The organism is Parapedobacter sp. ISTM3 (assembly GCF_016533505.1).
Taxonomy (GTDB): domain Bacteria; phylum Bacteroidota; class Bacteroidia; order Sphingobacteriales; family Sphingobacteriaceae; genus Parapedobacter; species Parapedobacter luteus.
This window is the reverse complement of record NZ_JAENGN010000010.1, coordinates 42,562-58,185: the sequence shown is the minus strand read 5'-3', so window position 1 is coordinate 58,185 and position 15,624 is coordinate 42,562. Positions and strand designations below refer to the sequence as shown.

Here is a 15,624-nt window from a genome sequence, read left to right as displayed (position 1 = left end):
TAAAAAAAACAAAATTTGTTTGCCAACCTAAAAATTTGGCACCCTTTTCGCTAACAAAGGATAGGTTTAGGTTGATAGCCCCTAACCCCATTGGGGCGGCCGTCCCGATGCATATTGGGACGGCTTTTTTATTTATAGCTGCTATTTTACACCCTAAATAGCTATTTTGACGATGATTCCTTAACTTAGACGCGTATCCCACTTCATTTAAAATTAATTGCATCTCATGAAGAAAATGATTACAATCATCGTAATGCTGTGCAGCATTTTGGTCACTTCGGCACAGGAAGAGGCCCGTTTATTGCGCTTTCCCGCCATCCATGGCAATCAGGTTGTTTTTACGTATGCGGGCGACCTCTACGTTGTATCGGTAAACGGCGGCGTAGCGCGCAAAATCACCAGTCATCCCGGTTATGAAATGTTTGCACGATTTAGCCCGGACGGTAAGCACATTGCATTTACCGGCCAATACGATGGCAACACGGAAGTGTTTGTCATTCCGGCAAACGGGGGTGAGCCTAAACGCATCACCTATACACCTACATTGAGCCGCGATGACTTGGCTGATCGCATGGGCCCCAACAACATTGTCATGGGTTGGACACCCGATAACCAACATGTAATTTACCGTAGCCGAGGCACTTCGTTCAATGCCTTCAAAGGCAAGCTTTATTTGGCGCCCCTCAACGGGGATCTCAGCCGGGAGTTGCCTTACTCAGTGGCCTCTTGGGCCTCGTACAATGCCGACGGCTCGAAGCTGGCGATGAATCGCGTATTTCGTGAATTCAGGACATGGAAATATTACCGGGGAGGGATGGTTGACGACATCTGGCTTACCGACCCGAAAACCGGTGAAACGGAAAACGTGACCAACCATCCCGCCCAGGATGTCTTCCCGATGTATTACAACGATAAAATTTACTTTGTAAGTGATCGTAATCGTATCGCAAACTTGTTTGTGTATGACACACAAACAAAGCAAACACGACAGGTGACCGACTTCAAGGACTACGACGTCAAGTTTCCCTCGTTGGGAGGTGACGCCATCGTGTTTGAAAACGGGGGATATATCTACCACCACGACCTCCTTAACGGACAGACCAAAAAGCTTAATATCGTTATCGCCGAAGACTTTGCCTCCGGACGCACCAAACAAATAGACGCAGCCAAATTTATCTATAGCGCTGACCTGTCGCCAGATGGAAAGCGGGTGGTATTTGGTGCGCGCGGAGACGTGTTTACTGTCCCGTCGAAAGCAGGCGTGACGCGTAACCTGACGCAAAGTAGCGGCGTACATGACCGCAATGTAGGATGGAGCCCGGATGGCCAGTGGGTAAGCTTTATTTCGGATCGTACAGGAGAAGACGAATTATACATCCAGAAACAGGACGGTACCGAACCGGCAAAACAACTTACCAAAGGGGGCGGCGCTTATAAATTTAACGCAGTCTGGAGTCCGGACAGTAAATATTTGCTATATGGCGACCGGAACCAAGATTTATATGTCGTAGATATCCAGTCTGGCAACAAAACACTTGCTGCTCATTCGGACGAAAGCACCATCGGCGCTTATACTTTTGGGCCCGACAGCAAATGGATTGCTTATAGCATGCCCGGCAAAGCCCGCGAATTTACCGTCATCAAGCTATACAACATCGAGACCAAGAAAACCATTACGGTCACCGACACGTGGTATAACAGTGGCCAACCGGAATTCAGCCCTGACGGCAAATTCCTGTATTTTGTATCGCAGCGCGACTTCAATCCGACATACAGTAGTACAGAATGGAATCACGTTTATAATGACATGAGTCGTCCCTATCTGGTCAGGCTCAGCGCTTCGACCAAGTCTCCGTTTACCGAGGAAAGCGACGAAGTAACGGTGAAAACGAACAAAGAAAAGGAAGAAAATGAAGACAAAAAGGCTGAAAACGCTGCAAAAAACGGTGTAATAATCACTGTCGACGAGGAAGGTCTGGCCGACCGAGTAGAGAGCTTGCCGGTATCGCCCGGTTCGTATTTCGGACTTGTTGCTACAGAAGATGGGCTCTATTATTCCAGTGCCGGTACCGATGGACGAGGATTCAAGTTTTTTAATCTCTCGGACAAGAAAGAAACAGAAATCGGGACTTTTGGAAGTTATGCGGTAAGTCCTGACAGAAAAAAAATCCTAATCCGCAGCGGCGGCGGATTCTTCATCGAAAACCTGGCCAAATCAAAAATTACGCCTACGAATAAGGTGGATTTGACAGGGCTGAAAACGACCGTAGATCTAAAAGCGGAATGGAAACAAGTCTATGACGAGAGCTGGCGGCAGATGCGTGATTATTTTTATGATCCGGATATGCACGGAGTAAACTGGAAAGCCATGCACGACAAATATGCGCCATTGCTCCCTTACGTCAACCATCGGGACGACCTCACTTACCTCATTGGCGAGCTGATAGCCGAGCTCAACGTTGGGCACGCCTACGTGAACAGCGGCGACCGCCCTGCAGTGGAACGTATACCTATGGGGCTTTTAGGTGCAACGTTCAGCCGTGACAAAAGTGGCTATTACCGCATCGACAGCATTCTTTCGGGCCAAAGCTGGAACAAAACGCTCGTATCCCCCTTGCGCGCTCCTGCTGCCGGGGCTAAAAAGGGCGAATACATCATCGCCATCAATGGCGTATCCATGAAAGACGTAGACAACCTCTATCAGGCGCTTATTGGCAAAGCCGACCAACTCATCGAAATTGAAATCAACACGAATCCTGCACCCAACGGAGCGCGAAAGGTCCTTGTAAAGCCGATAGCCGATGAGTCCGCCCTTTATTACCATGAATGGGTACAGCAAAACATCGCAAAGGTAAACGCCGCAAGCAGCGGCCGGATTGGTTATGTACATATTCCAGATATGGGCCCAGATGGTCTCAACCAGTTTGCTCGTTACTTCTATCCGCAGCTGGACAAAGAGGCCCTCATTATCGATGACCGCGGAAACGGTGGGGGCAATGTGTCGCCGATGATTATAGAACGTCTGCTTCGCAAACCTGGCTTAGGGACCATGCGGCGAAACAGTAAAACAGCATCCATCAAGCCCGACGCGCACGTAGGGCCTAAGGTATGCCTCATTGACCAGTATTCTGCTTCGGATGGCGATCTATTTCCCTGGCAGTTCAAGCATTACGGGATCGGGCCACTCATTGGCCAACGTACTTGGGGCGGCGTAGTGGGCATCAGCGGCACCCTACCGTTTATCGACGGCGGCGACATGCGAAAACCCGAATTTGCGCACTTCGCGGCGGATGGGTCATCGTTTATCATTGAAGGAGAAGGCGTGCACCCCGATATTGAGGTCATAAACGATCCCTATGAAGAGTACCAGGGTACCGATGCCCAGCTAACCAAGGGCATTGAGATATTAATGGAGCAATTAGCTAAAGGAGAGGCTACGGGTGTACCGAAAATACCCCCCTTTCCAAATAAAGCAAAATAGCTAACTATTCAAAGAGGTTATTCATGACGAATAACCTCTTTTTTTATTACTAAGAACCAAAACCAAACCAAAAAAAAGCCAACAACACCAAATAATCATCTATAAAAACTTAAAAAAAATATAAAATAAACAAGAAAACACCAGTTTATTTGACAAAAAACATATTTTTATAAAAAATTACCACAACAACGATAACAACAAACACTTCTTTTGCCCCCAAACCAACAGCCATGACAGCAAAAACGAACCATTTTTTAAAACATTACGCGTACACTCCCAATAATTGGGATGAAATGTATGACTCAAAAGCAGTAAGAAAACAATACGCGTCAGTTTTTGCTAACCTCCTACAACTGGATACTGATAGTTTAGTCAGCAAGCATGATATAGCAAGTGAGCTATTCATGAACCAGGGCATTACCTTTACCGTCTACGACAATGATGAAGGCATCGAGCGCATTTTTCCTTTCGATATCATTCCCCGCATCATTACCGGAACGGAATGGCAGCAGATAGAGCAAGGTATTGCCCAGCGCTTGAAGGCACTCAACCTATTTCTCAAAGACGTGTATAATGAGCAACAAATCATACGCGATCATATTATTCCTGCCAGCCTTATTGCCTCTTGCCCGCACTACAAGCGTGAAGTATTTGGCATCAAGGTACCCTACGACATCTATGTACACATCTCCGGAATCGATTTAATCCGAGGCAATGACGGAGTACTTTATGTGCTGGAGGACAACCTGCGTACGCCGTCCGGTGTGAGCTACATGCTAGAGAACAGGGAAGTAACGAAACGGATTTTCCCTGACATGCTCGCTTCGAATAATGTACGGCGGATCAGCCATTATCCGGTACTACTCCACGAAATACTCCTTGAATTAGCTTCCACCCAGGTATCTAATCCGCGCGTGGTATTGCTTACGCCAGGCATTTATAATTCTGCTTACTATGAGCATTCTTTCCTTGCACGGCAAATGGGCATCGACCTCGTTGAGGGTAGAGACTTACTTGTAGACAATCACAAGGTATACATGAAGACGACAAAAGGTTTAGAACAGGTGCATGTTATTTACAGACGTTTAGATGACGAGTACCTTGATCCATTGGTCTTTATGAAAAACAGTGTATTAGGGGTGCCTGGGCTCATCGGTGCCTATCGCAAAGGCAATGTAGCCATTGTCAACGCCCTGGGTAATGGTGTGGCAGACGACAAAGCGGTATATGCTTATGTTCCCGCCATGATTAAGTATTACCTCAATGAAGACCCAATTTTGCAAAATGTACCCACCTACCAATTGAGTAATCCGGAAGCCATGCATTATGTATTTGAAAACTACCGGAACATGGTCATCAAAAACACCAACCAATCGGGCGGCTACGGCATGGTAATGGGCAACACCATCAGCGAAAAAGAATGGTTAAGAGCGAAAGTTATCATTGAAAACAACCCTCGTAATTATATCGCCCAGCCTATTGTCCAACTGTCAACGGTGCCCTGCTTCATCAACGGCAACATAGAACCCCGCCACGTGGACCTTAGACCCTATGCTCTTTATGGCCCCAAAGGCATTAAGCTGGTCCCCGGAGGGTTGACCCGTGTAGCGCTGAAGGCCGGTTCACTGGTCGTCAATTCTTCCCAAGGCGGTGGCAGCAAGGACACATGGATTGTAGATGAGTAACCTAAATCGATAAGACAGCAATTATGTTAAGTAGAATAGCCGACTCGCTTTTTTGGTTAAATCGATATATGGAACGTACGCAAAGTATCCTTCGTGTTATACGCAGCCACTATATCATCTCGTTGGATAAAGATGCCATTGGAAGCACCACGTGGAGACCTATCCTTGAGATTTTTGCGCAACTGACTGATTCGGAAATCACCCAAATTGAAGCGAAACCCGATATCGTGCTGCAAAAAATATTAACGGAATCCACTAACCCTAACTCAATTAAAACAATCGTGGCTCGTGCAAGGGAAAATGCACGTGGCGTCCAAAATCACATTACCAAGGAGCTGTGGGAAGCGGTCAACTCCATGTATCACCTGACCAACAAACCGTATCTCAATCAAAAACTATCCGGCCCCGAAGCCCTGGAAGTAGTCGACCAACTAATGCGCCAGAGCGTATTATACGCCGGTATCGCCGACATTACCATGCCGCGTGGAATGGGGTGGGACTTTATGAAACTTGGCAAATACCTTGAGCGAAGTATGGAGACCATCGTCATCACAGACAAACAGTGCCAGCTATTCGGATATGACATGCAACAAGAAAGCGATATTACAAAATGGCGCTTTCTCCTCATGTCACTTGCCGGATACGAAGTCTATCTTAAAACCTACCAAACATTTAGACACAACAACAATATCTTGCATCAGATGTTGCTTAATGAACATTATCCACATTCGGTGATTTTTTCGCTCACCAGGATAAACCGCTATTTGCGCGATGTAATCAAAGACAATGAGTCAAACGAAAAATTAGCATTAATACGTACATTTGGCCGTTTATACAGCAAAGTCAACTACATGGATCCTGAACGTTTGGAAACCATGGACTCGCGGGCTTTTTTTAAGGAATTGCGCAATGAGTTGTTGGTATTTCATAACCAATTGGAAAAAGTGTTTTTTTCTTATTAGTGCTCAAAAAATTGACAAATGGCAATTTTCAAAATCCACCATATCACCAAATACGAATACGACAATCCAGTAATGGATAGTGTCAATGAAATCCGGATTTTCCCCTATGCCTGCGCAGAACAAGAGCTTTTGCAATTGGAGCTGACCATCACCCAGACGCCGGACGTCTATCTATTCCGGGACTATTGGGGAAATAAATGCGGTCAATTTTCGCTTGTGGCCCCGCATCGAACACTGATGATTGCAAGTAAAGCCATCATACGTACAACACTCTCCAACCAATTGCAAATTGAGTTCCACAGCGATTTCAATCGGCTCCACACCGAAGTAGCGAACAATCTCCATCTTATTGAATTGACCTATCCCGACCAGATCAGTAACCAGTGGGCAATCGACCAGATAGTCGACCAACTTATGAAGGGAGGCGGAAGTGTAGCAACCGTCGTTGAAAAATGCTGCGAGTACATTTACAAGCGGTTTAAGTATGTAAAAGGGATCACCACCATCGAAACCACGGTAGATGAGATTTTGGAACACGAATCAGGCGTCTGCCAAGATTTCGCGCACTTGATGCTACAAGTATTGCGGACCATGGGGGTACCAAGTCGTTATGTCAGCGGGTATATCTGCCCAAATAAAAACGGTATGAGAGGCGAGGGAGCTACGCATGCGTGGGTGGAAGCGTATATACCCGGTTATGGTTGGGCCGGTATTGATCCAACCAACAATGTTTGGGTCACAAACACACACGTCAAATTAGCGATAGGGCGCAATTTCAACGATTGCAGTCCGGTAAAAGGTACATTCAGGGGTAATACAAGGCAACACTTGTCTGTGTATGTATCGGTAGGTTACGAAGACGGCCACGTATTTGAGGACACCAATGCCGTAAAGCAAGAGCCCTTGCTTGATACCCAAGCGGTAGAAGCTTCGGACCATATCAGTACCCAACAACAGCAATAGGGCTTAGATAAGCCCGGCCAGCAGTGTTGGAAATACGCCTAAAACTACCGTCAGTAATACCGCAACCCATATGGCAGCTTGATATTGAGCCGTCATCGTCACCTCGTCACGATCTGCCGGCTTGAAATACATCGACACAATCACGCGGAAATAATAAAAAATACCCATTGCCGCATTGATAGCTGCAAGTACGACTAATAGCACTTGATAATCGGCCAATGCGCTGCTAAACATCATAAACTTTCCAATGAAACCGGCTGTGAGCGGAATTCCAGCCAGCGAAAGCATCGCAATAGTAAGCGCAGCGGAAAGGTAGGGGTTTTTCCGCGCCAAGCCGTTAAATGCCTCGAAATGGTCACTCCCCGTTGCCCGCTTTACCAAGATAAGTATTCCAAACGCCACTACCGATGCTAATGAGTAAGCTCCGGCGTATACCAGCACAGAGCTGGCAGCAGCCGGCCCAATCGCAACAATGGCAAACAACATGTATCCGGCGTGTGATATACTGGAATAGGCAAGCATTCGTTTGAAGCTTTGCTGAGCGATTGCCGTAATATTGCCAATAAACAAGGTAATAATGGTGATGACCAATAAGACCGGCTCCCAAAAGTCGTGCAACGGTATAAAGCAAAAGTAAAACAAGCGCAGAAATCCGGCAAAAGCAGCCGTCTTAACCACGGTACTCATGAATGTCGTAATTAGTATTGGGGCACCATCATAGACATCAGGCGTCCAAAAATGGAAAGGAGCAGCGCCTACCTTAAAGGCCAGCCCCACAATCAGCAGCAAGATACCTGCATAAAACAAAGGCGACACTCCCTGCGGATTGGCTATCACATACGCCTTGATTGCCGCCAAGTCGAAAGAGCCGCTTGCTCCATACAGGAGAGTAATGCCAAACAGGAGAAAGCCTGTTGAGAAAGCGCCCATCAAGAAGTATTTAAGTGCCGCTTCGTTTGAAGCGAAATCCTTTTTTCTAATACCAGCAAGAATATATAGGGCCACTGACATGATCTCGATGCCGATAAACAGCATGGCCAGGTTGTGAAAAGAGGTCACCAGCAATGCACCAGTCAGTGAAAAAAGAATCAGCGCATAGTATTCAGCCACATGCACGCTAGCCGCATCGAAATAGCCCTTAGACAACAACATGACCAGCATGGTCACCAAAATGCATAATACCGAAAACGCAATAGCATAATGGTCAAAAAGCACCATGCCACTATATATGGGCGTTGCGTCTCCTGCCCATTGCATGACATACATTACCAGCGCAGCGGCGAGCCCCAGGAGTGAAATAGGTAAAAGCGATCTCCCGGCTTTGAACAACCCCAAATACAACAATAATATGGCTAATAAAGACAGCGTAATAATCGCACTCATGTTTTGTTTATTATCTCTTTAATCCCTCCGGCTAATCTAATAACCTTCGGCATATACTATATTAGTTTTTACCTATCAATCCAACTTTATCGACCAATTCTGCTACCGCCGCTTCTGATATATTCAATAGCGGGCCGGGATACACACCAATGCCGATGATAAGTAGCACAATGACTGCCAGCACCAGCCATTCAGAACCTCGAATGTCTGGGAAAGCAGCTGTTTGCTCATTGACATCTCCAAACATTACCTTTTGATACATACTCAGCATGTAAACAGCGCCAAGTATCAAGGTAAGCCCCCCGAAGACTGCATACCAGACACCGTACTCGTACACACCAAGCAATAGTAGGAATTCGCCCACAAAACCATTGGTAAGGGGCAGTCCCACCGCCCCCATGACAATGACTAAAAAAACGATTGCCAATATCGGAGCGGGTTTAGCAATACCGCCCATGGCAGCTAAATCCCTGGTACCTAGCCTACGGGCCACAATGTCCAGCACAAAGAATAACCCAACCACACTGATTCCGTGGTTGACCATCTGAATAATGGCCCCCTGTACGCCTTGCACATTCCAAGCAAAAACACCCGCGCCGATGAGTCCTACGTGAGCTATCGATGAATACGCAACCAAGCGTTTGGCATCACGCTGTTTAAACGCGATAATCGACGCATAAACCACACCTATGATACATAATACCAAAGCGAGTTGTCCATATGCAGCGACACCGAGAGGCGCTACGGGAATCAACCAGCGGATGACGCCATATACCCCCATCTTAAGCATGATTCCCGCCAACAACATCGTTCCAGCCGTAGGAGCTTCCGTATAGGTGTCCGGCTGCCAAGTATGGAACGGGAATATGGGCATCTTAATGGCGAACGCAAGGAAAAATGCCCAGAAAATCCAACGTTGCGTGCTGGAGTCCAAAGCCAACTGATAAAACGACGACAACGCATAGTCATCTGTGGGTACTTGCAAATGCAGGTAAATAATAGCCGCCAACATAAGCAAGCTTCCCAAAAAGGTATAGATAAAAAACTTAAGATTGACGCGAATGCGATTTTCGCCGCCCCACAAGGCACAAATAAAGTAAATGGGTATCAACGCTACTTCCCAACCGACGTAGAATGCAAAGGCGTCCAACGCGGTGAATACCAGTAGCAACCCCGCCTGCATAAACAAGACCAGTGCATAAAACCCGCCTTTGTAATCATAACTAAATGCCGCCAGAATAATCAAGGGTACGAGCCCATTCGTCAGCAATACCAACGGTAGGCTAATTCCGTCGATTCCAACATGGAAATGGATGCCAAGAGACGGAATCCAAGCAAACCGTTGCTCGAATTGCATACTGGCATCCGGCACGAAATTCACTAAAAATGGAATAGTAAACGCCAGCGAAACCAATGATACCAAGAGCGCAAACTGCCTGGCGGCTTTCGCCTGCTGCACAAAGGCAAGCACCAATGCCCCAAAGACCGGAAGTAATAATAGTATAAATAGATTGTCCATGTACGCGATATAACTTCGTCTCGATTAACCGTTAAAAATACCATAGGCCAAAAGCACCACCGCGGCGATGACCATCATGAAGATGTAAAACCCGACGTTTCCACTCTGCAACAACCGGATTCCCTTACCAGATTCGCCAACACTTCTGGCCAGGCCATTGACGACGCCATCTATACCCGACTTGTCGACCACACGATGCAGGAATACAGATAAGGCATTCAATGGGCGCACAATCAACGCATCATAGACCTCATCCACATAGAACTTACGGTAGGAAAGCCGCGCCAACAGGCCACGGGACACCTCATCGGCAGCCGGTATGGTAACCTTACTCACATATTGCCGGTAGGCCACGACAGCCATAAATACAGCAGCTAGCGACGAAACTCCCATTAGGATATACTCCGTGCTGTGATCCAGATGGAATGTGCCGGTTTGAGCAACCGAATCAGCAAATACGGGAGAAAGGAAATCAGCCAACGCGTGACCGCCTCCCAAAGTCGACGGCACATTGATAAATCCACCGATGGCTGCCAATACCGCAAGAATAATCAACGGAACAGTCATTGACGCCGGCGACTCATGTAAATGGCTTGCCTGCTCCGCGGTGCCCCTAAACCGGCCGAAAAACGTCAGGAATAACATCCTAAACATATAAAATGCTGTAAACAACGCGCCGATAAAGCCGAGCATCCACAACAGTTTGTTATCGGCAAATGCATGGGCCAATATTTCGTCTTTGGAAAAAAATCCGGAAAGGGGAGGAATCCCTGCTATGGCGATGGTACCGATGAGCATCGTCAGGTATGTGATCGGCAACTGTTTCTTAAGCCCTCCCATGCTCCGCATGTCCTGTTCATTGCTCATCGCGTGGATCACAGAGCCTGCCCCCAAAAACAGCAACGCTTTAAAAAATGCGTGCGTAAGGACATGAAAAAATGCGCCGGTAAACGCCCCGACCCCCAGACCTAAAAACATGTACCCCAATTGCGAAACCGTTGAATAGGCCAGTACTTTCTTGATGTCGTTTTGCGTGATGGCGATCGCCGCAGCTAATAGAGCGGTACAAATGCCGATGGCTGCCACCACCTGAAGCGTGATAGGCGAAAGTGTAAATAGGATGTTGGAACGGGCAATCATGTAAATACCAGCTGTAACCATTGTAGCGGCGTGTATCAACGCCGACACCGGCGTCGGGCCAGCCATGGCATCTGGCAACCAGGTAAACAACGGTATTTGAGCCGACTTACCGGTAGCGGCGACAAACAACAGTAATGTAATCAACAACAACGTCGTATCGCCCATGGGCATATTTGCCGCCTCGGGAAATATGCCTGCAAATTCCAAGGTTCCAAACGTGGCAAAAATCAGGAACACGGCAATGAGGAAACCTAGATCACCTATCCGGTTCATCACAAAAGCTTTCTTGGCCGCACTGGCATACACCGAATTTTTAAACCAAAAGCCTATCAGCAAGTACGAGCAAAGTCCGACGCCTTCCCAACCGATAAACATGACGATATAGTTTGATCCAAGCACCAACAGCAACATGAAAAAAACAAACAGGTTGAGGAAGGCGAAGAACTTCGCGAATCCTGGATCATGTTTCATATATCCTGTTGAATAGATATGGATAAGGAAGCCAATGCCCGTGACGATGAGCAACATGATAGCACTCAATGGATCGACCAAAAACGAAAGAGAAACATGTAAATTCCCCGCACTAATCCAATCGAAAATCAATTGTGTGAATGTTGCCGCCTCCCCGGCTTGCCGGGCGCTATATACCACCGAGAACACGCCGCAGCTCAACAGAAACGCCCCCAATACCACACCACTACCGATAATTCCGACTAACGATTTTGGCAACACATTCCTACCGAGCCCGTTGACCAGAAAACCAACCAAGGGGAGTAGCGGAATCAACCAAATTAACTCTATCATGTTTATTGTTTAAAATAAGTTCAGTCTTAAAATTTCAAACCAATGTTATGCTATATGTCAACAGCCCGCTATTACACAGCGGGATATACCAGCGATACCACACTTATCCCCGTAAACGGTTTAAGGCATTAATATCTACCGAACGAGTATTCCGATACACCATCACGATAATCGCCAACCCGACTGCTACCTCTGCCGCTGCCAAAGCCATGATGAAAAAAACGAACACTTGCCCAGAAGGATCACCACTATAGGCCGAAAAAGCCGTCAACAATAGGTTAACCGAATTGAGCATCAACTCAATGGACATCATGATAATAATTACGTTTCGACGAATCAGTACACCAATGACACCGATGGCAAAAATAACACTACAAAACAGGATATAATGGTTAAGCGGAATACCCTGCATATTTTGTACGATAGTTTCCATTTAAGCTTTTTTTGGATCGTTTTTGGCCAACAATACCGCTCCTACCATGGCGGTTAACAAGAGAATAGATGAAATCTCAAAGGGAAGGAGGAACTCACTAAACAATACCCTACCCAAGTTGCCGACTAAGCCAATATCCGGGTCTTTTAGGATGATGGATTCTGATGCCTCCAACGCTCTGAACGAACCCGCCAATGTGACCACTAAGCACATACCTGCAATCACCCCCATAAATTTCACCAGATTCGACTTCAGTGGCTCGGTATCCTTATTGAGGTTGAGCAGCATCAGTACGAATAGGAACAGTACCATGATTGCCCCCATATACACAATAAAATTGACTACGGCTAAAAACTGAGCATTCAGTAAAATATAATGCACAGTAAATGTAAAAAAGGTAATCACCAGATACAGGACGCTATGTACCGGATTCTTGGTGAAGATAGTCATTAGCGCAAAAAATACCGACAGGAAGGCTACAAAATAAAAAACGCTCATGCTGTTTTTGTAAGGTTTTTCAGCTGATTAGGCTGTGGTTTCATGCTCTTTTTTTATATTCAAACCGCGGTTCCACCAGTTTGTCTTTACCATAAATAAAATCTTTACGCAATTGTTCGGGCGGCACGTGCGGGCCGTCTAAGAAGATGGCTTCCTTGGGGCACGCCTCCTCGCAAAGTCCGCAGAATATGCACCGCAGCATATTTATTTCGTATACAGCAGCATATTTTTCTTCCCGATAAAGGTGCTCCTCGCCCTTCTTACGTTCCGCCGAAATCATCGTAATTGCTTCCGCAGGGCAAGAAAGCGCACATAGCCCACAAGCCGTACACCGCTCCCGCCCTTCCTCGTCACGTTTAAGCGAATGTTGCCCTCTGAAATTTTTTGAGTAAGGCCGTTGCACCTCAGGATATTTATATGTTGCCTTAGGTTTAAAAAAATGCCTTATGGTGATACCAAGTCCCCGTGCAATGGCCGGTAGATACATCCGCTCCCAAAAATTCATGGGTTTCTGCTCCAGTACCTTCTTTCTATTACTTAGTGATTGCATAATCTCTTTCCCTTCCATTCTCATTAAAAATAAGTGTCTTTCACAATGGTGATAATGCCAGTCAACACAATATTAGCCACGGCCAAAGGTATTAAAATCTTCCATCCTAACCGCATCAATTGGTCATAACGGAAACGAGGGATTGTCCACCGTATCCACATGAAGAAAAAGATGAAGGCGAGGATTTTCGCAAAAAACACCAATACTCCGATGATGGTAATCCAGTTTTGAGATAGCCCCAAATCATACATAAACGGAAAATTATAACCACCAAAGTAAAGTGCCGCCATCAGGGAGGATGACACGAACATATTAATGTATTCGGCAAACATATAAAAAGCCAGCTTCATTGAAGAATACTCAACGTTATAGCCCCCAATCAGCTCCGTCTCACACTCAGCAAGGTCAAACGGCACGCGATTACATTCGGCAAATGCGCAAACCAGGAAAATCAGAAAGCCTATGGGTTGTACCCATATATTCCAATTCACAAAGCCTTCCTGTTGTGCAACGATTTCACGGAGCGAAAGTGTGCCAGTCACCATCAACAATGCAATTAAGGAAAGCCCCATGCCGATTTCGTAACTGATACTCTGGGATGCCGCGCGTACAGCGCCCATCAACGAATATTTGTTGTTGGAGGCCCAGCCGCCAATCATGATGCCATACACGCCTAATGCAACGACTCCAAAAATATAAAGGACGCCCACATTAATATCAGCAACCTGCAGCGTAATCACACGATCACCGATTGTTAGCTCTTGCCCCCAAGGAATCACCGCGCTGCTGATACATGCCGTGAACATCGCTACCGCCGGCCCAATAATAAATAGAAATTTATGAGCGCCCGCAGGGATGATTTCTTCTTTAAAGAAAAACTTTCCGCCATCACAAAGCGGCTGCAAAATACCAAAGGGGCCGGCGCGATCCGGGCCGAAACGCGCCTGCATAAAGCCAGCCACTTTCCGTTCTACCAACGTAGAATACATGGCTATTACTAGCGTAATGGCAAACACTGCCACCACCAAAATCGTTTTTTCTACCAATAAAGCAGACTCCATAGTTAAAAAATATGTTCCGTTTATCGCATTGCGCGACGTTATACCAACTTATAGCAACTCCTTGGCCCGTTCGAATTGTTCCTTATTTGCCTCCTGCAGCATCAGGTTTTTCTTAACTACGGCAGGCGGATTCAGCTCTGCGTAGTGATTGAGGGAAATTACCGAAGTACGTTTTACCTCGCGGGGCCCTTCTATCACCCAATCCGATGTTGCCTTCTTTTCAAACCGGCAGGTATTGCAGATAAATTCCTCTACCTCGCCGTACTCGTCTTTACGCGCCGTGACGCGAAGCACCTCTTCCCCTTTGTACCACAAGGTCACCTTTCCGCTGCATGTCGGACAATCGCGGTGGGCCTCAACCGGCTTCGTAAACCATACGCGGTTTTTAAACCGGAAAGTCTTATCCGTCAATGCCCCAACCGGGCACACGTCGATGACGTTACCCGAAAACTCGTTGTCGATAGCCTTCTCTATATAAGTTGAAATCTCCGCTGCATCTCCCCTTCCCAAGATACCATGCACACGCTGGGGGGTAAGTTGGTCAGCCACAAACACACAGCGATAGCAAAGGATGCAGCGCGTCATGTGCAACTGCACTTTATCTCCGATATCAATTTTATTGAACGTTCTCCGCTCAAACTCATAGCGGGTGCTGGCTAGCCCATGCTCATAGCCTAAGTCTTGTAGATGGCATTCACCAGCCTGGTCACATATCGGGCAATCCAGCGGGTGGTTGATAAGCAGCATTTCCACCACCCCTTTTCTGGCCTCAATGACCTCGGGCGACGTGATATTCTGCACCTCCATTCCATCCATGACCGTGGTACGGCATGAAGCCACTAGCTTCGGCATAGGGCGGGGATCCTTGTCCGACCCCTTGCTTACCTTCACCAGGCATGTACGGCATTTACCCCCACTGCCTTGTAATTTCGAATAATAGCACATGGCTGGGGGCACAATATCACCTCCAATCAGCCGGGCGGCATTCAATATGGTCGTCCCTGGAGGGACTTCCACCGGGATACCGTCAATATTTACCTTGAATTTTACGTCTTCAGCCATCTTCTTCAGCTTTGGGTTCGGTCTTAATCAGCTTCCAGCCGATCATTAGCCTACCGTTAAGTATTTTGTTCTATACGCACGTA

At 46.8% G+C, this 15,624-nt stretch carries 12 protein-coding genes; 4 read left to right on the top strand and 8 right to left on the bottom strand.

The window, feature by feature from the left end; translation table 11 throughout:
- Window positions 1-226: 226 nt before the first annotated feature.
- From JHJ32_RS14265 to JHJ32_RS14250, 4 genes are all read left to right on the top strand, one after another.
- Complete coding sequence (locus JHJ32_RS14265) at window positions 227-3,481, top strand: S41 family peptidase (protein ID WP_200121386.1); 3,255 nt, start codon at window positions 227-229, stop codon at window positions 3,479-3,481.
- A 230-nt stretch (window positions 3,482-3,711) separates the two neighbouring features.
- Window positions 3,712-5,166, top strand: coding sequence for a circularly permuted type 2 ATP-grasp protein (locus JHJ32_RS14260; protein ID WP_079717937.1), 1,455 nt, complete (start codon window positions 3,712-3,714; stop codon window positions 5,164-5,166).
- Between the two features lie 23 nt (window positions 5,167-5,189).
- On the top strand, window positions 5,190-6,128 hold the full coding sequence (locus JHJ32_RS14255; protein WP_079717938.1) for an alpha-E domain-containing protein: 939 nt from the start codon (window positions 5,190-5,192) through the stop codon (window positions 6,126-6,128).
- Between the two features lie 18 nt (window positions 6,129-6,146).
- Complete coding sequence (locus tag JHJ32_RS14250; protein WP_200121385.1) at window positions 6,147-7,091, top strand: transglutaminase family protein; 945 nt, start codon at window positions 6,147-6,149, stop codon at window positions 7,089-7,091.
- A gap of 3 nt (window positions 7,092-7,094) precedes the next feature.
- Here the strand turns inward: JHJ32_RS14250 and JHJ32_RS14245 are convergent, their stop codons facing one another.
- The 8 genes from JHJ32_RS14245 to JHJ32_RS14210 all read right to left on the bottom strand — a co-directional run bounded on the left by JHJ32_RS14245 (window position 7,095) and on the right by JHJ32_RS14210 (window position 15,541).
- A complete protein-coding gene (locus JHJ32_RS14245) occupies window positions 7,095-8,474 on the bottom strand; it encodes an NADH-quinone oxidoreductase subunit N (RefSeq protein ID WP_200121384.1) in 1,380 nt (459 codons plus the stop codon).
- Window positions 8,475-8,535: 61 nt separating this feature from the next.
- Entirely contained in the window at window positions 8,536-9,993 is a 1,458-nt protein-coding gene (locus tag JHJ32_RS14240; protein WP_079717941.1) for a NuoM family protein, read from the bottom strand.
- Window positions 9,994-10,017: 24 nt separating this feature from the next.
- On the bottom strand, window positions 10,018-11,937 hold the full coding sequence (gene nuoL, locus JHJ32_RS14235; protein ID WP_200121383.1) for an NADH-quinone oxidoreductase subunit L: 1,920 nt from the start codon (window positions 11,935-11,937) through the stop codon (window positions 10,018-10,020).
- A 103-nt stretch (window positions 11,938-12,040) separates the two neighbouring features.
- Window positions 12,041-12,370 carry an NADH-quinone oxidoreductase subunit NuoK gene (nuoK, locus tag JHJ32_RS14230; protein ID WP_079717943.1) on the bottom strand — a complete coding sequence of 110 codons (330 nt, stop codon included), beginning with the start codon at window positions 12,368-12,370 and terminating at the stop codon, window positions 12,041-12,043.
- A complete protein-coding gene (locus tag JHJ32_RS14225; RefSeq protein WP_200121382.1) occupies window positions 12,371-12,868 on the bottom strand; it encodes an NADH-quinone oxidoreductase subunit J in 498 nt (165 codons plus the stop codon).
- A gap of 40 nt (window positions 12,869-12,908) precedes the next feature.
- On the bottom strand, window positions 12,909-13,418 hold the full coding sequence (locus tag JHJ32_RS14220; protein WP_200121454.1) for an NADH-quinone oxidoreductase subunit I: 510 nt from the start codon (window positions 13,416-13,418) through the stop codon (window positions 12,909-12,911).
- A 23-nt stretch (window positions 13,419-13,441) separates the two neighbouring features.
- Window positions 13,442-14,479 (bottom strand): NADH-quinone oxidoreductase subunit NuoH, encoded by a 1,038-nt coding sequence (nuoH, locus tag JHJ32_RS14215; RefSeq protein WP_079717945.1) that lies wholly within the window; start codon window positions 14,477-14,479, stop codon window positions 13,442-13,444.
- A gap of 48 nt (window positions 14,480-14,527) precedes the next feature.
- Entirely contained in the window at window positions 14,528-15,541 is a 1,014-nt protein-coding gene (locus tag JHJ32_RS14210) for a 2Fe-2S iron-sulfur cluster-binding protein (protein ID WP_200121381.1), read from the bottom strand.
- Between the last annotated feature and the right edge of the window lie 83 nt (window positions 15,542-15,624).